The sequence below is a fragment of the Anaerobacillus sp. QJM3NY_32 genome (assembly GCF_056173645.1).
In genome coordinates this window covers 1812214-1832833 of the sequence record NZ_CM149684.1, presented here as the reverse complement: position 1 = coordinate 1832833, position 20620 = coordinate 1812214, and the positions used below count along the sequence as shown (strand labels likewise).

The window sequence follows — 20620 nt, the reverse complement described above, 5'->3', positions numbered from 1 at the left end:
TTTCACATTCTACATCATCATATAAGGCTGGGTATCAATGGACAGCTGCAGTCCTCCGCGGCTAATTTCCTTCGAAAAGTGCTTTTGGATTTCTTTTAAATGATGATGTAAGTTCGGTTCAGTTTTGTATTTTATCATGCATTGATAACGATATCTATCTTTGATCCGCGGGATAGGTGAAGCAACAGGACCGAGAACCACACTAGCTTTGGATAAATGATCCTTTAAATAGCCCGCAATTTTCTCAGTCACATCAACCGTTTTCGTTAGCTCTTCGTGTGAGACGTTCACCATGGCAAGAAAGTAAAACGGCGGATAGCCAAATTGTTTTCTTGTTAGCATCTCACGCTTATAAAACGACTGGTAGTCATGATCAGCTGCCATTTCAATACTGTAATGTTCGGGCGTGTATGATTGAACGATTACCTCTCCCGGAAGCAAGTGACGCCCGGCACGACCACTAACTTGCGTGAGAAGTTGGAACGTTTTCTCAGAAGCACGAAAATCAGGTAGATGGAGCATTGCATCACCCGCTAAAACACCAACGAGCGTTACGTTCGGAAAATCAAGACCTTTTGCGATCATTTGAGTACCAAGTAGAATATCGGCTTTTCCTTCTCCAAATTGGTTCAGGAGCTTCTCATGCGCTCCTTTTCTCCTTGTCGTATCAACGTCCATTCTAACTACCCGAGCTTCCGGAAGAATTTTCGTTAGTTCTTCTTCCACTCGCTGAGTGCCTGTCCCAAAGAAGCGAATATGCTCGCTTTCACATTCAGGACAGCGGCTTGGAAAGGGTTCTTCATGGCCACAATAGTGGCATCGCATTGTTCCATTGATTTTGTGATACGTTAAGCTAATATCGCAATGAGGACATTCCGCCACATACCCACAGTCCCGACACATGATGAATGTTGAATATCCTCTTCGATTTAAAAAGAGAACCGTTTGCTCCTTTTTTTCCAGGCGGTCTTTCAATTTGTCATAAAGATCATTCGAAAACATCGACCTGTTGCCGGCTCGCAATTCTTCTCTCATATCGACAATAGACACAGCAGGCATTGCCTGCTTGTTTACCCTTTCTAATAATTCAAGGAGAGTATAGACACCTTTGGACGCTCTTGCATAAGATTCGAGTGACGGTGTAGCACTGCCTAGTACGACGGGACACGCGTAGTGGTCTCCGCGCTTAATAGCTACATCTCTCGCATGATACCTTGGGTTTTCTTCCTGTTTGTAGCTACTCTCATGCTCCTCATCAATAATAATGATGCCAAGATTCGTAAAAGGCGCAAAAACCGCCGAACGTGCTCCAACAACTACTTTCACTTCTTTCCGATGAATCTTACGCCATTCATCGTACTTTTCTCCTCGAGAAAGACCGCTATGTAAAACAGCGACTTCTGAACCGAATCGACTTTTGAATCTGGTCACCATTTGTGGTGTTAATGAGATTTCAGGGACGAGGACAATTGCCTCTTTACCTTGTTCGAGCACACGATGAATCGATTGCAAATAGATCTCTGTTTTCCCGCTCCCTGTTACGCCATGAATGAGAAACGTCTCGTGATGACGATTTTCAATGCTATGAAGAATTGGCGTAATCGCTTGTTCTTGGAGATCAGTTAGCTCCAGAGCAGTTGAAGGTGTAAACTCTCGACCCTTATAAGGATCACGATAAAGCTCCACTTCTTCTTCCTTTAATATCCCTTTTGATACAAGCGATTTGATTGTAGACCGGGTAGTATCGAGCATATCCATGAGCTCTTTATAAGAAACCGCGCCTTCATATTGAATAAAGTGCTGAATAATTTCCTGCTGTTTCAACGCACGGTTACCCATTTGTTCTTTTTCGCTTTGAAGTTGAGCCTCACTAAGAGCCGCGGAAACAGAAAGGATTGTTTTCGGTGCCGTTTTCTCTTTCACATCATATCGTACTTCGAGCTCATCATTTTTGATAGCTCGATTTAACTCCTTATGGCTAAAGTGGGAAAGAAAGTCTTCCCACTTCACAACGTTTGAAGAAGTGAGCATACGATGCCATGGTGCCGCTTCATTCGAACGGCTTCCGAGCACAACTGATTTCGTTACATTCGCTTTCATCGCTGCAGGTAACATAACTTGAAGAGCCGATACGGCATAGCAAAGTGCTTTTTCAGTTAGCCAGAATCCAAGATCAAGTAATTCTTTTGTCAACACTGGTGTAACATCTTTCACTTCACTTATTTCCTTCAATTTTGCATGTTCTGATTCACTTACGACAGAGATAACGAACCCCTGAATTTTTCTTGGTCCAAAAGGAACGACAACCCTCATTCCAGGCTCGATCATTTCCTCCCATTCTTCAGGAATAGCATAATCAAACATGCGATCAGTTTGATTTGCTGGTACGTCAACGATAACTTTAGCGATCATGAATGTGTCACGTCCAGACGTATCACTTCATCCAATATACGATTTGCCGCTTCATGTTTTGACTGTAATGGAAGATCTACTCGCTCACCATCTTTTCTAAGGAGCGTCATCACGTTTGTATCTTTGTCAAAACCTGCTCCCACCGCTTTAATGTTATTCGCGCAGATAAGATCAAGGTTTTTCTTTTCTAGCTTCTTTAGAGCATATTCATCTAACCGCTCTGACTCAGCAGCAAAGCCGACGAGTATTTGATCCTTTTTCTGCTGTCCAAGGGTCCATAAAATATCTTTTGTTCGCTCCATTTCAATGACCATATCATCATCTGACTTCTTCATTTTCTCAGTAGAGACCATAGAAGGACGGTAATCAGCAACTGCAGCTGCCTTAATGATCACATTAGCATCCGCAGAAGCTGACAGGACAGATTGGTACATTTCTTCAGCTGTTATCACATCTATACGTTCAACTCGTTCAGGAGTCGTTAACGTAACAGGACCTGCTACAAGCGTGACATCTGCGCCACGTTTCGCGGCCTGCTCGGCTAGAGCAAAGCCCATTTTCCCGGATGAATAATTTGTAAAGTAACGAACGGGGTCAACCGCTTCACGAGTTGGGCCTGCTGTAACGATAACTTTCTTTCCAGACAAGTCCCCTACATCCTCTTGAAAATATGTTTCGAGCGTTGAGAGAATGTCTTCTGGTTCCGCCATCCGACCTTTGCCAACGTAACCGCACGCGAGTAAACCTTCTCCTGGCTCAAGAAAATGACAGTTGAAGGAGCGAAGTACATCCATATTCTTTTTCACCGCTGGATGATCGTACATATGAACGTTCATGGCAGGGGCTACAAAGATAGGTGCCTCTGTAGCAAGTAATGTGGTGGACATCATGTCATCTGCAATTCCATTAGCTAGCTTACCAATCATGTTCGCTGTTGCAGGGGCAATCAAGACGAGATCGGCCCAATCTGCCAGATCAATATGAGCAACTGAAGCTGGATCTTTTTCTTCGAACGTATCTCGATACACATCATTTCGTGATAACGTTTGGAATGTTAACGGCGTTACGAATTCAGTCGCTGAATCTGTCATTAACACTTTTACTTCTGCGCCTGTTTGATACAGCTTGCTCGTAAGTGCCGCTGCTTTAAACACCGCAATTCCACCGCTCACACAAAGCAAAATTTTCTTCCCTTTGAAACTCACCAGATTCACCTTCCATCTTATTAGTTAACATAATATAAATATCGCAACCTTGATAATTATAGCGATCGTAATGGAATTCTCTCTATAGAATCAAGAAAAAAATAACAACCTATTCTCATAGGTTGTTACTTCTTAATCAGTCTTCTATCATTCCATCAGCAAGTAGTTTGCCATCAAGCACTTCTTCAAGCGCTTTGCCAACAGCCTTAACGGACTTTGGGCGATCAACATAAACATTACCAGTTTGTTGAATCGTGCGTGCACGCTTAGCTGAAAGTGTTGCAAGTGTGTACTTTGAATCAATGCGATCCATTAGTGAGTCAATCGATGGGTATAAAATCATAATTAAACCTCCGTTACATTCTTATATTTATGTGCAAGACGATCACGTCTAAGGTGCTCTGCTGTAATAATAGCACGAATTCGCTCGCAAGCTAATTCAACTTGATCATTTTCAACGATATAATCGTATTCATCAATCAATTCGATTTCCTCTTTCGCTACGCCCATACGGTTATCAATTAAATCATTTGATTCCGTACCGCGGTTTACGATGCGATTTCTAAGTTCTGTCAAACTAGGAGGCATTAAGAAAATGAAAGCTCCTTCAGGAAAATGCTTTCGTACTTGCTTTGCTCCCTGAACTTCAATTTCAAGTAGCACATCTCTACCTGACTGCAATGTCTCTTCCACATAGTCAACAGGCGTACCGTAATAATTGCCAACGTAATGGGCATATTCGAGTAGCTTATTATTTTCGATCATCTCTTCAAATTCTTCATGAGATTTAAAGAAATAATCGACGCCGTTCACTTCACCTTCACGCGGTTTACGGGTTGTAACAGAAATCGAATACTGTACTTCAGCCGCATTTTGCATGAATGCTTTTCTGACTGTTCCTTTTCCGACACCAGATGGGCCTGATAGAACAATTAACAATCCACGTTCTTTTTCCATACTTACCTCCACTTAATTGATGCTACTCGTCTGAAAGCTCGTCTTTGTTTACTAGACGCTGAGCTACTGTTTCAGGCTGGACTGCCGAAAGAATAACATGGTCGCTATCAGAGATAATAACAGCTCGTGTTCTTCGTCCGTATGTTGCATCCACAAGCATATTGCGGTCCCTTGCAACAGTAATGATTCGTTTGATTGGTGCCGATTCTGGACTAACAATTGAGACAATTCGATTCGCATTCACAATGTTTCCGAATCCGATATTGATTAATTTAATACTCATGGTCGTTCCTCCCAGGAATCACGATTCTATTTTTACACCAGTAAGGTGATTTTAAACAAAGCGTTCAGGCTATTCAATATTTTGAACCTGTTCACGAACCTTTTCCACTTCGCTCTTAAGATCAACAATATGCTGGCTGATCTTATGGTGTTGAGACTTGGAACCGATCGTATTCAGCTCCCTATTGATTTCCTGTACTAAGAAATCAAGTTTCCTTCCAACGACACCATCACTACTAAGAATATCATGGAATTGGGCCAGATGACTACGGAGCCTGATGATTTCTTCATCTATACTCGCTTTATCTGCAAGAAAAGCTACTTCAGATAATATCCGGGCTTCATCCACTTCATCTAATTCTTTAAAACTTTCAAGCTTTGTGCGGATCCTGTTCTTAAAAACTGTTGTTACTTCATGAGAAAGGTGTGAAATAGAAGTCATTTGATCATTCATGTTCGCAAGTTTTTGGCGTATATCTTGATCAAGTGCCTTTCCTTCGATCTGACGCATCTCAACGAGCTTATGAATAGCTTGATTTAGCGTATAAAAAATCGATTCCTCAAGCTGATCGATGTTATGCTCCTTTTCATTCACTTGAAAAACATTCAGATTCATCATGGTAGAAGCTGACAAATCTTCTTTCAAATGATAGCGTTCTGTAGCTTGTTTCAAAATCGTTATGTATTGATCTAGCAAGTGCCAATCTACTTGAACATTAGATGATTGGAAATCAGCTCCATCGATGGTTAAATAAAGTTCGATTTTGCCACGACTGACATAGCTCTGAATCGCCTGCTTCATCCTACCCTCTAGATGAAAGACTGCTTTTGGCATGCGAAATGTTCCATCAAAGTAGCGGTGATTCACAGACTTCATTTCGATTGTTACTTGAACACCCTCATATACATTTGACGCTCTGCCAAACCCGGTCATGCTCTTAACCATATTATCACATCCATTAGCTATTCTAACCAATTGTACCACTTCATCAAACCGAAACAAAGGGATATCTCTCTCGACTATACGTGCTACAACAGAAAAACAGAGGGGGCTACCCTCTGCTATGTTTTCTTCTAAAGAGTGTTGTTCCAGCCAGAAGAAATGTTGGAATGCTTGAGAAGACTAATATTAACATCCATTCTCTCATTGATAAATAAGTTGTATGGAAAATCGGTTGTAATGGTTCATAGTAGATTACTGCCAGAAGCAAGCCAACGGAAGATAGGACAGCAAGAACCAACGCTTTATTCTCAAATGGATTTCGGTGAAAAATCGACCGTTCGCTTCGACAGTCAAAAACATGGATTAATTGCGCAAGAACGAGCGTTGAAAAAGCTACAGTTTGCGCTTGAACGAGGTCATTTGGATTTTCATTGTAACAGATCATAAACGCTGCTAATGTACATGCTCCGATCATAATCCCTCTAGAAATGATTTTCCAACCTAACCCCCTTGCAAATACGCCTTCTTTCGGCTTGCGTGGGTCTCGCTTCATGACGTTACCCTCTGCAGGATCAAGTCCAAGAGCCATTGCTGGCAACCCGTCTGTGACGAGGTTCACCCATAGTATTTGAATGGGTACGAGAGGAAGCGGCAGCATGAGCAAGATAGCAAATAGCATGACGAGAATTTCGCCTACATTAGATGCTAATAAATAGCGAATGAATTTTCTAATATTCTCGTATATGTTTCTTCCTTCTTCAACTGCGTCTCGTATCGTAGCAAAATTATCATCACTTAAAATGAGCGATGACGATTCTTTTGCAACATCCGTTCCTGTTTGTCCCATTGCAATGCCGATATTAGATGCCTTAATAGCCGGAGCATCATTTACTCCATCCCCTGTCATTGCGACAACATGCCCTTTATTTTGGAGGGCTTTTACAATCTTTAATTTATGTTCAGGCGACACACGAGCAAAAACATAGATGTCTTCAACTTGATTTTCGAGTTCTTCTACTGTCAATGTCGATAGCTTACTTCCTTCCATTACTTTGCCACGCTCTGGTAGAATCCCCAGGTTAAGAGCAATCGCTTTTGCGGTTGTCACATGGTCCCCTGTGATCATGATCGTTTTGATGCCTGCTGTTTTACAATCTGCAACAGCTTGCTTTACTTCTTCCCGTGGAGGATCAATCATACCTTCTAAACCGACAAATGTTAAACGAGATTCAGCCTGAACGCTATGTAGCATATTCTCTTCATTTTGTATCGGTTTAAAAGCAACTGCAATCGTTCTTAGAGCTAAACTACCAAACGTATCAAGCTGCTCTTGAATTTGTTTCTCATAGCTTTTGCGTAATGGCGCTTTCTTCTCACTCCATAGAACTGATTCACATTGCTTTAAAACAATATCTGGTGCCCCTTTGGCAATAACATAGCGTTTACCAGAAGAATCTTCCACAATCATACTCATCATTTTCCGATTAGAATCAAATGGAAACTCTTGAATGATGGTAAACTCTTCTTCTCTTACATCCTCTGTTAACCCAGCCTTCATCGCAGCAGCAACAAGCGCTCCTTCAGTTGGGTCTCCATCAAGTACATATTCACCCTTTTTCTCTATCACTCTTGCATTACTACAGAGAAGACCAAACGTCAGAAGTTGCTTTAAAGACCGCTCATCATCTGAGTAAACACGCGTATTTCCTTTAAAAAAGTCACCGTAAGGAGAATAACCCGATCCGGTCACATCCCACGTTTCCCCTCCAGCCCACAGTTTTGTAACCATCATTTTATTTTGTGTAAGTGTTCCTGTCTTATCAGAACAAATGACTGTCGCACATCCAAGTGTTTCAACAGACGGTAGTTTACGAACAATCGCTTTCCGTTTACTCATTCTCTGCATGCCGATCGCAAGCGCAATGGTCACAATCGCTGGCAATCCCTCAGGAATTGCTGCCACAGCAAGCGATACACCAGCTAAAAACATGCTATACACATCGCGTCCTTGAATGATCCCAAGGACCACGACTAACGCTGTAAGCATAAGCGCTGCTGCGATTAAAATTTTACCCAGCTGTTCGAGTCGATGTTGAAGAGGCGTTTCCATCGTATCCGCTGATTGAATTAAGTGAGCGATCTTTCCCATTTCGGTCTTCATTCCTGTTGCTGTTACAATGCCAATCCCTTTTCCCTTTGTAACGAGCGTGCCCATGAATCCCATATTGTGCTGATCCCCTAGCCCTGGATGTTCATCCGGGATCGGCTCTGGATGCTTGTTCACTGGCAATGACTCCCCCGTCAAGGCGGATTCTTCAATAAGCAAGCCCTGACAAGAAAAGAATCGCACATCTGCTCCAATTCGATCTCCACTTTCCATTCGTACCATATCTCCGATAACAACTTCTGAAGCTTGAATTGTTGTCCATTCTCCATCACGAAGGACCCTCATCTTTGGAGATGACAACTGTTTTAATGCTTGGAGAGACTTCTCTGCCTTTCGCTCTTGAACAAAGCCGAGTATCCCATTCATTAAAATGATTAGGATAATAGCAATGGCATCGAGATACTCTCCAAGTAAACCGGAAATCAACGTAGCTGCAAGAAGCACAACGACCATAAAATCTTTAAATTGGGCTAAGAAGATTAAAATCATTGATGGCCTTTCTACTTCATCGAGCTGATTTAATCCAAATGTCTTTCTTCTTTGCACCGCTTCTTTTGAGCTAATCCCTTCATCGCTTGTCTCTAATTCCTCTTTCACTTCCGCTTTTGTCATGTTATACCAGTTCATTTTCCCCACCCCGATCCTGCACGTAATCTCCCTAATAATTCATCTATATTCAGACAAGCTCAAAAAAATGCTATACTAAGAATAATGTCTATTGATAGGAATGTAGGTGAACAATATGTCTTTTGACGGTATGGTAATGAGAGCCGTTGCACACGAAACAAATGAATTGTTAAAAGGTGGACGAGTTACGAAGATCTATCAGCCTTATGCAACTGATTTATTACTTGTTATTCGTTCAGGTGGTAAAAATCATCAGCTGTTATTATCGGCGAATCCATCTTATGCAAGAATTCAAACAACACAGGAATCCTATGCAAATCCAAAGGAGCCTCCAATGTTCTGCATGCTTCTTCGTAAGCACTTAGAAGGTAGTATTGTAGAAGAGATTAAACAAATCGAAAATGAACGCATCATTCACGTCACATTTAAAGCACGTAATGATCTTGGTGACTTAACAACAAGAACGTTAGTAGCTGAAATTATGGGGCGTCATAGTAACGTTATTTTACTTAACGAATCAAATATGATTTTAGATAGCATTAAGCATCTTTCACCGTCTGTAAACAGACACCGAACGGTTCTTCCAGGGCAGGATTATATTGCACCTCCTGCACAGAACAAAATTTCTCCGTTCGGCTTAACGAGAGACGATTTTCTAAGACAAATTGATTTCAATGCAGGTAAACTAAGCCAGCAGCTCGTTCAAGCTTTCGGTGGACTTTCACCACTGATCGCAAAAGAAGTGATTCACAGGGCAGGACTAGCTAACCGTACAACTCTACCGGAAGCTTTCTTTGATGTCTTCCAAGAGCTAGAGCAGCATCACTACAAGCCACAAATGGTAACAGAAGCGAAAGAATTCTTCTCTGTTGTTGAGCTGTCTCACTTATCAGGAGAAAAAAGAGAATTTGAATCTGCTAGCGAACTGCTCGACCGCTTCTACTATGGAAAAGCTGACAGAGATCGCGTAAAGCAGCAGTCGAATGATCTAGAGCGTTTTCTTTCAAATGAATTAAAGAAAAACGAGAAGAAAATTCAAAAGATCACTCGTACGATTCAGCAGGCACAGGAAGCCGATACGTATCAACTACTTGGCGAACTGTTGACAGCAAACATGCATATGGTGAAGCGCGGGGATAAAAAGGTAGAAGTGATCAATTATTATGATGAAGATGGTGGAACAGTTCTCATTGAGTTGAATCCTCAGAAAACGCCATCTGAAAACGCTCAAGCCTATTTCAAAAGATACAGCAAAGCGAAGAATTCGATATCTGTTCTTGAAGAACAAATCAGCATGGCCCATCAAGAAATTGCGTATCTGGAACAGCTGATTCAACAATTAACCTCGGCCTCCCCACGTGACATAGAGGAGATACGTGAAGAGCTTGAAGAAGAAGGATACATTAAGAAACGTCGTAAAAAGAAGAAATCCAAACCAACGAAACCTCAGCTTGACGCTTACGTCTCGTCAGATGGTACGGAAATACTCGTTGGGAAGAACAACAAGCAAAATGAGTATTTAACGAATAAGCTTGCTGCTCGAGGAGAAACGTGGCTTCATACGAAGGATATTCCGGGATCTCACGTGGTGATTCGAAGTAAAGAATACACGGAGGAAACGCTCCTTGAAGCCGCCAACCTTGCCGCCTATTTCAGTAAAGCACGCGAATCTGGTTCAGTGCCGGTTGATTATACCGAAGTACGTCATGTCAAAAAACCAAATGGCGCCAAGCCAGGGTTTGTGACGTATGATCAACAAAACACTCTTTATGTAACACCAGATCAGGATTTGATATTTAGGATGAAGAAGTAACAAAAAAGGTTCCCGCTCATATAACGAGCGGGAACCTTTTTATTATAATTTTGCAACCGTAATAATCGCTAGCCCATCAAGCACTTCTACATGCTTCGTTTCCTTCGCACCAAGTCCTTTCAGCTTCTCGCTTAGTTGTTCTGGTGTATAGCGATGTCTTTTCGTTGAAACGTTCGACCACTTTAACAGTGATGTTTGTTCAAAACCGCTCATTCCATGCTTTTTTGCATACTCGAATGCAGCCATTTGGTTCATTTGAAGAGATGGATTTAACATAACAATCCTACCGCTTTCTTTTGTAACCCGCATCATTTCTTTCATACCTGCTTCTGGCTCTGGTAAAAGGAACATAACGCACGTTGATAGAGACAAATCAAACGTGTCATCGTCAAACGAAAGATTGCATGCGTCATCTTCTGAAAAGTGACTTTTATTCGCTCGATTTAAAAAGAAGAAATTCTGTTTGCTTGCCTTCACCATTTCCGATGATAAATCAACACCTGTCAGCATACTCGCTTCCTCGACGCCACGAAGAAGGAGTCTTCCTGTTCCACACCCTACATCTAGAACGGACTTCCCTTCCCATGATCCTGAAGCTTGTTTTAATTCATCGTGAACAGCTCCAAGCCATTTTGTTCGAGCCATATCATCAAAAAAGGATACGAGCGAATCGAACTCTTCTCCTTGCATTTTTCTCATCTTACCCCTCCTAAACGGAGAGATCTTTCAACTGCTCCAACCATTCTGTTGAAGATGGATTGTCGCGCCAGTGAAGCAGTGATTGAACCTCTCTTTCCTCAATCATACCTGTTTCAACGGCGCTTGTTAACAATTCATCGAAATTGGTAAGGGTATCCCAGGCAATTCCTTCAGCAGCGAACTGCTCTGCCCCTTTTTTCATCCCATATGTAAAGATCGCGGCCACACCAAGAACATTCGCTCCGGAAGATTGTAATTGCTTCACAGCATCAATGGCACTGCCACCAGTTGAAACCAAATCTTCAATTACCACAACTTTTTGGCCTTCATCTACTTTTCCTTCAATAACATTCCCTTTTCCATGCCCCTTTGCGCTTCCCCGAACGTAAACCATTGGTAAATCTAATACGTCGCTTACCCACGCAGCATGAGGAATCCCAGCTGTTGCTGTTCCAGCAATCACTTCTGCATCAGGGTATTTTTCCTTCACCATAGTAGCAAGCCCCTGGGCAATTTCTTTTCTTACCTTTGGATATGAAAGTGTTAAACGGTTATCACAGTAAATTGGTGACAATAAGCCTGAGGACCACGTAAAAGGATTATTCGGCTGTAGACTCACTGCCTCAATTTCCAATAAGGCTTTAGCGATTGATTTCATATGAATTCCTCCATTCAGATTTTAGTATGTCATATGCCGCTAATGGATTCTTCGCTCCAGTTACGCTGCGTCCTACGACAATGAAATCACTTCCTAGAGACCGTGCCTTCTTTGGTGAGCAGACGCGGTTTTGATCACCAGCCATATCCCCTTCGAGTCTAATTCCAGGAGTTACAGTTAGAAAACGATCGCCACAAGCTTCTTTTATCATCGGAACCTCGAGAGCTGAGCTCACAACACCATCAAGCCCACTTTCTCTTGCAAGATTGGCGAGAGAAACAACGCTATTCTTCATATTTCCAGTGATTTGCAATTCTTTTCGAAGCATCTCTTCTGACGTACTTGTTAATTGCGTAACGCCGATGCAAAGCGGGCGCTTTTGCCCTGAGCTCGTACCTGATTCAAGCCCTTCTATTGCCGCCTTCATCATACGCGATCCCCCACTAGCATGAACATTGATCAAATCAACACCAAGACCGGCTAATCCTTTCATCGCCTTTTGGACGGTATTTGGAATATCATGAAGTTTCAAATCAAGAAAAACATCATGACCATGCTGTTTTAATTCATCTACTAGCTTAGGTCCATGTTGATAGTAAGCTTCCATACCAACTTTAACGAAAAGCTTTTCCTGCTCAAATAGCGCAAGGAAATCATCTAGCTCATCTTTTCTAGAAAAATCTAATGCGAGGATGATTGAAGATTCCATTCCGTTTTCCAACTCCTTCCCGTAAGCTCTGAAATATGGTGAACACCTAACTCATCCAGCAATGGTGGTAAAGAGTCAATAATGTTAGGGCATGTGAATGGGTCAACGAAGTTTGCTGTTCCAACCGCCACAGCGCTCGCTCCAGCAAGAAAATATTCCATCACATCTTCAGGCGTCTGGACCCCGCCCATTCCGATAATCGGGATATTCACCTGTTGACTTACTTGATGAATCATACGAATGGCAACAGGCTTAATAGCAGGACCAGATAAGCCACCAGCCCCATTCGCAAGGATTGACTTACCGGTTTTCAAGTCAATTCGCATTCCGAGAAGCGTGTTGATCATCGTCAACCCATCCGCTCCAGCACGTTCAACTACTTTTGCCATTTGTACAATATCTGTCACGTTCGGTGAGAGCTTGACGTAAACAGGAACTGACGATACGTCTTTTACAGCTTTGGTTACGTCATATGCTGTTTCTGGTACCGTTCCAAATGCAAGTCCGCCTTCCTTCACATTGGGGCAAGAAATGTTTAACTCTAGCGCGTGAACGTTCGGTGCTTTAGAAATTCGTTTAGCTACGGCCACATAATCTTCAATTGTAGATCCTGCGACATTCGCAATAATTGGCACATCAAATTGTGATAACCATGGTAATTCTTCTGCCATGACACGCTCAAGGCCCGGGTTCTGGAGACCAATAGCGTTTAACATGCCTGACGTCGTTTCTGCTACACGAGGTGTAGGGTTTCCGAATCTAGGCTCATTGGTGGTCGCTTTTACCATAATGGCTCCAAGCTGATCCAGTTTATAGAATTGACTGTATTCTCTACCAAATCCAAAGCACCCAGAAGCTGGCATAATCGGATTCTTTAAGTCAAGGCCTGGCAGCTGAATTCCTAATCGGCTCATAGGACAACCTCCCCTGCTTGAAATACCGGACCGTCGCTACATACTTTTCGATAAGCAAAGCCTGTTTCATCCCCCTGTACATGACAAACGCATGCAAGACAGGCACCAATTCCACAGCCCATTCGCTGTTCAAGGGAGAGGTACACACCCTTTTTCGCGCGATAGTTTTCTAGCGCTTTTAACATTGGAGATGGCCCACAGGCAAAGAGATAATCTGCTTCCATATCAAGCTGATTTGTTACAAACCCTGCTTCCCCATGAGTTCCATCCGCTGTTGTAATCGTGACAGGACCTAACGTTTTAAACTTCTCTTCATAAAAAACAACTGAACTCGTTTGAAAGCCATTTATGTGCTTCACATTGACACCGCGCTTCGTTAATTCCTGCGAAAGATAATAAAGGGGAGGCACGCCGATACCGCCTCCTACAAGCAAAGCCGTATCTCCCTCCATTGTTTTCTCAACCGGAAACCCTTTACCGAGCGGGCCGAGGAGGTCAACTTCAACCCCCGGCACCATTTCAGATAAAACTTTCGTTCCTTTTCCTTCTGCACGATAGATCATCGTCAACTCATGCCTTTTAGGATCAATATGACAAATGCTAATCGGCCTTCTGAGAAGTGGATCTGACCCGAAGCCAGCTTTTACATGAACAAATTGTCCAGGTTGGAAGCTTTCATCAATTTCCTTATGGAAAACAACTGCTTCATAAATCGAAGCTGCTATTTCTTTTTGTGACACGAGCTCGGTTTTTAACTGCCTCATGAACGAACCACTTCTTTTTCATGAAACTTCGGCATGCTTGTGCTTGTAAAGGTCATTGTTTCAATTACGCGAAGCAGAGCTTTTGCTGTATCAAGAGATGTAAAGCACACAACTCCGTTTTCAACTGACTCTCTTCGAATGCGGAAGCCGTCACGAGCCGGCTGCTTTCCTCTAGTGAGCGTATTAATAACAAATTGTGCCTGACCTTCACGAATGACGTGTAGTAAATTCGGCTTTTCTGCCCCAATTTTATTGACGACTGTCACTGGGATCCCAAGATCACGTATGATGTGAGCTGTTCCTTCTGTCGCAAGAATGTGATAGCCGATCGCATTGAAACGCTTCACAAGATCGATCGCTTCTTCTTTATCTTTGTCCGCGATTGTGAATAACACTGAGCCGTGAGTAGGAATCTTCATACCGGAAGCAACTAGCCCTTTATAAAGAGCTTTCTCCAGTGTGTAATCGCGACCCATCACTTCACCTGTTGATTTCATTTCAGGTCCGAGCGTAATATCAACGCGACGCAGTTTAGCAAACGAGAAGACCGGCACTTTTACATATACATCGTCTCGCTCTGTTCCATACCCTGTTTCGTAACCAAGTGATTCAAGCGATGCTCCTAGAATCACTTTTGTTGCTAGATTCGCCATTGGTACCCCAGTAATTTTACTTAAGAATGGTACCGTCCGACTTGAGCGGGGATTTACTTCAAGTACATACACCTGTTCATTTTGAATAACATATTGGATATTAAGGAGACCTTTGATCTTCAAACCTCTCGCAAGAGCGATTGTCTGATCAATGAGCGTTTGTTTCACTTCACTAGATAAGCTCTGCGGAGGGTATACTGCAATCGAATCCCCAGAGTGAATCCCAGCACGCTCGATGTGTTCCATAATACCTGGAATAAATACGGTTTCTCCGTCAGAGATCGCATCAACTTCAATTTCTTTCCCCATCAAATACCGATCGATTAAGACCGGGTGCTGCGGATTAACCTTAACGGCATTTTCCATGTAATGAAGCAGTTCGCTTTCCTTATACACAATTTCCATTGCTCTTCCGCCGAGTACATAGGATGGGCGAACTAGGACAGGATAGCCAATTCGCTCAGCAATGGCCACTGCTTGATCAACGGAAGTAGCTGTCTTCCCTTCTGGTTGAGGTATGTTCAGCTCTGCCATAGCCATTTCGAATTTATCGCGATTCTCCGCTCGATCCATATCTTCTAAAGATGTTCCAAGGATTTTCACGCCTCGAGCTGATAGTTCGTCTGCTAGATTTATAGCCGTCTGACCTCCGAACTGAACGACTACGCCTTTAGGCTTCTCAAGATCAATCACATGCATCACGTCTTCAACCGTTAACGGTTCAAAATAAAGCTTATCTGAGATGCTGAAATCAGTCGATACGGTCTCCGGGTTATTATTAATGATAATGGCTTCATAGCCCGCTTCACGAATGGCCCAAACGCTGTGCACCGTTGCGTAGTCAAACTCAATCCCCTGGCCGATTCGAATCGGCCCCGAACCTAGGACGAGCACACTTTCTTTTGGTGTTTCAAGTGATTCATTCTCATCTTCATAAGTGGAGTAGTAATAAGGCGTTTCAGATTCAAATTCACCCGCACACGTATCAACCATTTTGTAAACAGGACGGATGGCTTCTCGCGTTCGCAGTTCATAGATTTCAAGTTCCTTTTGATCCCATAGTGCTGCAATGATGTGATCTGAGAAGCCTTTTTGCTTTGCTTCAAGCAAAAGATCGAGATTTCCTTTGTTCTCTTTCAACTTGTTTTCAAGCTCAATGATCCCTTGCATTTTGACGAGGAAATAATGATCAATTTTGCTCCAATCATGAATTTCTTTTATCGTTTTTCCTCTTCTGAATGCTTCTGCAACAACGAAGATGCGCTCATCATCCGCAAAGCGAATTCTTTTCTCCATCGTTTCTTCATCAAGGTCAGCTAGTTCAGGAATAGTAAGATGACTAACGTTCGATTCCAGAGAGCGAACCGCTTTTAGTAGTGATTCTTCAAGCGTACGACCAATTGCCATCACTTCACCTGTTGCCTTCATTTGCGTTCCTAGCTTACGATTCGCACTTTCGAATTTATCAAATGGCCATCTTGGAATCTTGGATACAACATAGTCTAAAGCTGGTTCGAAGCTTGCATATGTTTTGCCTGTAACAGGGTTTTTCATTTCCGAAAGAGAGAGCCCCACCGCGATTTTCGCTGCAAGCTTGGCAATTGGATAGCCCGTTGCTTTAGATGCAAGAGCGGAGGAACGACTAACTCTTGGATTTACTTCTATGATGTAATATTGGAAGCTGTATGGGTCAAGCGCAAGCTGAATGTTACAGCCACCCTCAATTTTTAGTGCGCGAATGACTTTTAGCGCTACGTTACGTAGCATTTGATAGTCTCGGTCAGAAAGGGTCTGACTCGGCGCTACGACGATGGAGTCACCTGTATGGATTCCAACAGGATCGATGTTCTCCATGTTACATACAACGATCGCTTGATCTTGACCATCTCGCATCACTTCATACTCGACTTCTTTAAACCCAGCAATACTTTTTTCGAGAAGACACTGCGTAACCGGGCTGTATTTTAGACCACTTGAAACAATTTCTTCTAATTCTTCATCGTTGTTTACGATTCCACCGCCTGTACCACCGAGCGTATAGGCAGGACGTACGATAACCGGGTATCCAATTCTCTTCACAAATCGATAAGCTTCTTCGAGATTATGAATAATATCACTTTCCGGTACTGGCTCGTTTAACTCATTCATGAGCGTACGAAACAAATCACGATCCTCTGCCTGCTGAATCGCATCAAGTTTCGTACCCAAGAGTTCTACTTCATAGTCTTTTAAAACGCCCGCTTCTGATAATTCCATTGCCATATTCAGTCCAGTTTGCCCTCCAAGTGTTGCAAGAAGAGCATCCGGTCGTTCTTTTCGAATAATACGGCTAACAAAATCAAGCGTTAGTGGCTCGATGTATACTTCGTCCGCGATTGTGGTATCCGTCATAATTGTTGCAGGATTTGAGTTTACTAGAATAACTTCATAGCCCTCTTCTTTTAACGCCTGACACGCCTGCGTTCCTGCGTAGTCAAATTCTGCTGCTTGCCCGATGACAATTGGTCCAGATCCGATCACAAGGATTTTCTTAATATCTGTACGTTTAGGCATATGTTTTTCCCCCCTTGAATGTTGTAATCATCGAGATAAAGTCGTCAAAAAGTTCATTGGAATCTTCTGGTCCAGGTGATGCTTCTGGATGGTATTGCACACTAAAAGCTGGTTCATTCTTATGCTTGACGCCTTCAATGGAACCATCGTTTACGGCAACATGTGTGACTTCAAGATTTGTATTCTCTAGAGTTTCAGCCGCGATCGTATAGCCGTGATTTTGCGAAGTAATCGCGACGCGTTTTGTTGTTAAATCCATTACGGGGTGATTGGACCCTCTATGACCAAATTTCATTTTCTCTGAATCCGCTCCGCAAGCAAGGGCAAATAGTTGGTGACCTAGGCAAATGCCAAAGAGCGGAATTTTACCAAGAATGCCGTTAATCATGTCCACTGCTTCAGGAACATCTTTTGGATCGCCAGGGCCATTACTTAGCATTACGCCATCAGGGTTTAGGCGCAGAATTTCTTCTGCCGACGTATTGTATGGGACAACAACAACATCACATTTCCGTTTTGTTAGTTCTCTTAAAATGCCGTGCTTCATTCCAAAATCGACAAGAACGATGCGGAATCCACGACCTGGACTTGCATAAGGTGCTTTAATGGATACCTGCTGTACCTGGTCCCTTTTCAATGGCGTATCTCTTAGATCACGCGCAATCTTCTCTGGATCAACATCCATGCTACACATTTTTCCTTTTAACGTTCCATTCGAGCGAATCAGCTTTGTTAGCTTCCTTGTGTCAATTCCTTCAAGTCCAGGAATGCCTTTCACACGAAGCAATTCATCAAGCGTCATTTCATTTCTCCAGTAGCTCGGTACTTCTGTTGCTTCTTTCACAATAAGACCGTGTACAGAAGGATTAATCGATTCGAAATCATCGCGGTTAATGCCATAGTTTCCAATTAGCGGGTACGTGAGCGTTACGATTTGAGCACAATAGGATGGATCGGACAAAATTTCCTGATAGCCCGTCATGCCTGTGTTGAAAACAACCTCACCACTTTTCTCAATGTCACTACCGAATGCTTTCCCTACAAAAACGGATCCATCTTCTAATATCAGCTGTCTTTTCATCATTGATCGCTCCCCTTTTCAAACACGATTTTGCCATTTACAACTGTTGCCGTTGGCCATCCTTTACAAGTCCATCCATTAAATGGGGTATTCTTTCCTTTCGAAACAAATGACTCTGGATTAATGTCCATTTGCTCTGTTAAATCGATGATTGTCATATCTGCAAGTGCGCCTATTTCTAGAGTGCCGTATTCAAGTCCAAATGCACGGGCAGGTTTCACCGTTAACCAATCCACAAGTTGCTTAAGTGTGAAGGTCCCTTTCTCAACAAAATGGGTGTATAACAGCGGAAAAGCCGTTTCCAGTCCTACTATGCCGAATGGCGCTTTTTCCATTGACTGTGCTTTTTCACCTTCTGAATGAGGGGCATGATCCGTTGCAATAAAGTCAATTGTACCGTCGAGCAGGCCTTCAATAAGGGCTTCTCGATCTTCTTTTGATCGAAGAGGTGGGTTCATTTTGTAATGCGTATCAAGTCCCGGTATATCATCTTCTGATAAAAGGAGATGATGTGGTGTTACTTCAGCTGTTACGTTAATGCCAGCCCTCTTCGCATCGCGTACGGTACGAACGGACTCCTTCGTACTAATGTGGCAAACATGATAATGAACGCCTGCTGCTTCAGCGAGCAGAACGTCTCTTGCAATATGTACCGCTTCACAAACCGATGGAATACCATTTAGTCCATTCTCTTTTGAGAAATAACCTTCATGAACGCTTCCTCCGTTGATCAACGTATTTTCTTCACAGTGGGCAACAATTGCTAGGTTACTAGCTGCCGCGCGCTTCATCGCTTCTAGCATCATTCCAGCATCTTGAACACCAACGCCATCATCTGTTAAAGCAAACGCACCGTTTGTTTTCAACCCTTCAAAATTCGTAAGCTCTTGACCTAGCTGTCTTGTTGTAATCGCTCCGTATGGTAGGACGCGAACACTTGCCGTTTCTTTGATTCGATTCATTAACGTTTGCATCGTTTCTTCATTGTCTGGGACAGGTCTTGTATTCGGCATCGCTGCGATTGTTGTAAATCCGCCTTTCGCCGCTGCTTTAGTACCTGTTTCAATCGTTTCTTTATGCTCTCCTCCCGGTTCTCTTAAGTGCACGTGCAGATCAACGAGCCCTGGAACTAGGAGGTTCCCTTTCGCATCAAAGGTTTCGTACTCCCCCTTTTCAATGCTCTGTGCGATTGTTTCAATTTCACCTTCTTGATTGATAAGAACATCGCGCTCCATCAATTCTCCAGATTCATTAAGTAGTTTCGCGTTTTGGATTAGCATTACACGACCATTCCTTTCTTAGTAGGTTGTAGGACCAAGTTCAAGCAGGCCATTCGTACATAAACACCGTTTTCCATTTGTTTAAAAATTCTTGAGCGTTCACATTCCACTAATGATGTATCAATTTCAACGCCTCGATTGACCGGCGCAGGATGCATGATAATGCTGTGTTTCTTCATACGTCTTTCTCGCTCTACAGTTAGGCCGAATGACTGAAGGTAGGAATCAGTATCGCTTCTTCTTGCATGGCGTTCATTTTGAATGCGGAGTAGCATGAGGACATCCGCCTGTTCAACCGCTTCATCCATTGTGACGTATGGGTATTCATTCATTGTTTCATCTTGCCATTCACGTGGGCCCGAAAAACTCACTTTTGCGCCAAGCCTACTTAATACGTTCGCATTTGACCGCGCTACCCTGCTGTGCTTTATATCACCAGCGATCACAACGTTTAGACCTTCAAATCGCTTGAACTCTTGACGAATCGTGAGGAGATCTAGCAGCGATTGGGTTGGGTGATGCCCACATCCATCGCCTGCATTAATGATGGACATGGACGTTTTCTCAAGTAGCGGTTCGAAATACTTCTCATCTTTGTGCCTTACGACTACAGCATTTGCTCCTATAGATTCAAGGGTTTTAATGGTGTCGTATAGCGTCTCCCCTTTTTGAACGCTTGATGATGACGTTTCAAAATTCAACACCTCATATCCAAGTCGCTTCTCTGCTACCTCAAAGCTAAACCTTGTTCGGGTTGACGGTTCGAAGAAAAGATTCGCTATAAATACTGGCTCCTGTCTTTGAATACTTTTTCCATTTCTAAAACGTTCAGCCTGCAGTAATATTTCATGAATTTCATCTAATGTAAGAGAGGTCATATCAAGTAAATGCTTCACATCACTC

Annotated in this window: 17 protein-coding genes; 1 reads left to right on the top strand and 16 read right to left on the bottom strand. The window is 42.9% G+C overall.

Annotation, left to right across the window (positions count from 1 at the left end):
* Window positions 1-9: 9 nt before the first annotated feature.
* From priA to AC0VYH_RS09770, 7 genes are all read right to left on the bottom strand, one after another.
* Window positions 10-2412, bottom strand: a complete 2403-nt coding sequence (gene priA / locus AC0VYH_RS09800; protein WP_475367265.1) for a primosomal protein N' — start codon at window positions 2410-2412, stop codon at window positions 10-12.
* Window positions 2409-3617 carry a bifunctional phosphopantothenoylcysteine decarboxylase/phosphopantothenate--cysteine ligase CoaBC gene (coaBC, locus tag AC0VYH_RS09795; protein ID WP_475367264.1) on the bottom strand — a complete coding sequence of 403 codons (1209 nt, stop codon included), beginning with the start codon at window positions 3615-3617 and terminating at the stop codon, window positions 2409-2411. Before coaBC ends, priA begins: the two co-directional genes overlap by 4 nt.
* A gap of 136 nt (window positions 3618-3753) precedes the next feature.
* Window positions 3754-3960 (bottom strand): DNA-directed RNA polymerase subunit omega, encoded by a 207-nt coding sequence (gene rpoZ, locus AC0VYH_RS09790; protein WP_202407214.1) that lies wholly within the window; start codon window positions 3958-3960, stop codon window positions 3754-3756.
* 2 nt (window positions 3961-3962) lie between these two features.
* Complete coding sequence (gene gmk / locus AC0VYH_RS09785) at window positions 3963-4574, bottom strand: guanylate kinase (RefSeq protein WP_194221376.1); 612 nt, start codon at window positions 4572-4574, stop codon at window positions 3963-3965.
* Between the two features lie 22 nt (window positions 4575-4596).
* Window positions 4597-4857 carry an extracellular matrix/biofilm regulator RemA gene (gene remA / locus AC0VYH_RS09780; RefSeq protein ID WP_159782328.1) on the bottom strand — a complete coding sequence of 87 codons (261 nt, stop codon included), beginning with the start codon at window positions 4855-4857 and terminating at the stop codon, window positions 4597-4599.
* Between the two features lie 69 nt (window positions 4858-4926).
* A complete protein-coding gene (locus tag AC0VYH_RS09775; RefSeq protein ID WP_475367263.1) occupies window positions 4927-5802 on the bottom strand; it encodes a YicC/YloC family endoribonuclease in 876 nt (291 codons plus the stop codon).
* Window positions 5803-5908: 106 nt separating this feature from the next.
* A complete protein-coding gene (locus tag AC0VYH_RS09770) occupies window positions 5909-8593 on the bottom strand; it encodes a calcium-translocating P-type ATPase, SERCA-type (protein WP_475367262.1) in 2685 nt (894 codons plus the stop codon).
* A 115-nt stretch (window positions 8594-8708) separates the two neighbouring features.
* Here AC0VYH_RS09770 and AC0VYH_RS09765 point away from each other — a divergent pair, with 115 nt between their 5' ends.
* The gene (locus AC0VYH_RS09765) at window positions 8709-10406 is read left to right on the top strand and encodes an Rqc2 family fibronectin-binding protein (RefSeq protein WP_430242760.1); all 1698 of its coding nucleotides are present in this window, start codon (window positions 8709-8711) and stop codon (window positions 10404-10406) included.
* A gap of 42 nt (window positions 10407-10448) precedes the next feature.
* Here AC0VYH_RS09765 and AC0VYH_RS09760 read toward each other — a convergent pair whose 3' ends face one another.
* From AC0VYH_RS09760 to AC0VYH_RS09720, 9 genes are read right to left on the bottom strand one after another with little or no spacing between them, the layout of a single operon-like run.
* Window positions 10449-11105, bottom strand: coding sequence for a class I SAM-dependent methyltransferase (locus AC0VYH_RS09760; protein ID WP_475368912.1), 657 nt, complete (start codon window positions 11103-11105; stop codon window positions 10449-10451).
* A gap of 10 nt (window positions 11106-11115) precedes the next feature.
* Complete coding sequence (gene pyrE / locus AC0VYH_RS09755; RefSeq protein ID WP_475368911.1) at window positions 11116-11763, bottom strand: orotate phosphoribosyltransferase; 648 nt, start codon at window positions 11761-11763, stop codon at window positions 11116-11118.
* Complete coding sequence (gene pyrF / locus AC0VYH_RS09750; protein WP_283152256.1) at window positions 11747-12472, bottom strand: orotidine-5'-phosphate decarboxylase; 726 nt, start codon at window positions 12470-12472, stop codon at window positions 11747-11749. The genes pyrE and pyrF overlap by 17 nt, the downstream gene beginning before the upstream one ends.
* Window positions 12445-13386, bottom strand: coding sequence for a dihydroorotate dehydrogenase (locus AC0VYH_RS09745; protein WP_475368910.1), 942 nt, complete (start codon window positions 13384-13386; stop codon window positions 12445-12447). The genes pyrF and AC0VYH_RS09745 overlap by 28 nt, the downstream gene beginning before the upstream one ends.
* Entirely contained in the window at window positions 13383-14150 is a 768-nt protein-coding gene (locus tag AC0VYH_RS09740; protein ID WP_475368909.1) for a dihydroorotate dehydrogenase electron transfer subunit, read from the bottom strand. Before AC0VYH_RS09740 ends, AC0VYH_RS09745 begins: the two co-directional genes overlap by 4 nt.
* Window positions 14147-17356, bottom strand: a complete 3210-nt coding sequence (gene carB, locus AC0VYH_RS09735) for a carbamoyl-phosphate synthase large subunit (protein WP_430242769.1) — start codon at window positions 17354-17356, stop codon at window positions 14147-14149. Before carB ends, AC0VYH_RS09740 begins: the two co-directional genes overlap by 4 nt.
* Window positions 17349-18437, bottom strand: coding sequence for a carbamoyl phosphate synthase small subunit (locus AC0VYH_RS09730; RefSeq protein WP_475373785.1), 1089 nt, complete (start codon window positions 18435-18437; stop codon window positions 17349-17351). The genes carB and AC0VYH_RS09730 overlap by 8 nt, the downstream gene beginning before the upstream one ends.
* Entirely contained in the window at window positions 18437-19717 is a 1281-nt protein-coding gene (locus AC0VYH_RS09725) for a dihydroorotase (protein ID WP_475373714.1), read from the bottom strand. Before AC0VYH_RS09725 ends, AC0VYH_RS09730 begins: the two co-directional genes overlap by 1 nt.
* The gene (locus tag AC0VYH_RS09720; RefSeq protein WP_475373713.1) at window positions 19717-20613 is read right to left on the bottom strand and encodes an aspartate carbamoyltransferase catalytic subunit; all 897 of its coding nucleotides are present in this window, start codon (window positions 20611-20613) and stop codon (window positions 19717-19719) included. Before AC0VYH_RS09720 ends, AC0VYH_RS09725 begins: the two co-directional genes overlap by 1 nt.
* Window positions 20614-20620: the final 7 nt, after the last annotated feature.

What these genes read in the sequence shown, in the direction of transcription:
- rpoZ (WP_202407214.1), bottom strand. Translation starts at nt 3,960, where the DNA reads ATGATTTTATACCCATCGATTGACTCACTAATGGATCGCATTGATTCA.
- AC0VYH_RS09730 (WP_475373785.1), bottom strand. Translation starts at nt 18,437, where the DNA reads ATGAAAAGACAGCTGATATTAGAAGATGGATCCGTTTTTGTAGGGAAA.
- pyrF (WP_283152256.1), bottom strand. Translation starts at nt 12,472, where the DNA reads ATGGAATCTTCAATCATCCTCGCATTAGATTTTTCTAGAAAAGATGAG.
- AC0VYH_RS09740 (WP_475368909.1), bottom strand. Translation starts at nt 14,150, where the DNA reads ATGAGGCAGTTAAAAACCGAGCTCGTGTCACAAAAAGAAATAGCAGCT.
- remA (WP_159782328.1), bottom strand. Translation starts at nt 4,857, where the DNA reads ATGAGTATTAAATTAATCAATATCGGATTCGGAAACATTGTGAATGCG.
- AC0VYH_RS09770 (WP_475367262.1), bottom strand. Translation starts at nt 8,593, where the DNA reads ATGAACTGGTATAACATGACAAAAGCGGAAGTGAAAGAGGAATTAGAG.
- carB (WP_430242769.1), bottom strand. Translation starts at nt 17,356, where the DNA reads ATGCCTAAACGTACAGATATTAAGAAAATCCTTGTGATCGGATCTGGA.
- pyrE (WP_475368911.1), bottom strand. Translation starts at nt 11,763, where the DNA reads ATGAAATCAATCGCTAAAGCCTTATTGGAAATTGAGGCAGTGAGTCTA.
- AC0VYH_RS09760 (WP_475368912.1), bottom strand. Translation starts at nt 11,105, where the DNA reads ATGAGAAAAATGCAAGGAGAAGAGTTCGATTCGCTCGTATCCTTTTTT.
- AC0VYH_RS09745 (WP_475368910.1), bottom strand. Translation starts at nt 13,386, where the DNA reads ATGAGCCGATTAGGAATTCAGCTGCCAGGCCTTGACTTAAAGAATCCG.
- AC0VYH_RS09775 (WP_475367263.1), bottom strand. Translation starts at nt 5,802, where the DNA reads ATGGTTAAGAGCATGACCGGGTTTGGCAGAGCGTCAAATGTATATGAG.
- AC0VYH_RS09725 (WP_475373714.1), bottom strand. Translation starts at nt 19,717, where the DNA reads ATGCTAATCCAAAACGCGAAACTACTTAATGAATCTGGAGAATTGATG.
- gmk (WP_194221376.1), bottom strand. Translation starts at nt 4,574, where the DNA reads ATGGAAAAAGAACGTGGATTGTTAATTGTTCTATCAGGCCCATCTGGT.
- priA (WP_475367265.1), bottom strand. Translation starts at nt 2,412, where the DNA reads ATGATCGCTAAAGTTATCGTTGACGTACCAGCAAATCAAACTGATCGC.
- AC0VYH_RS09765 (WP_430242760.1), top strand. Translation starts at nt 8,709, where the DNA reads ATGTCTTTTGACGGTATGGTAATGAGAGCCGTTGCACACGAAACAAAT.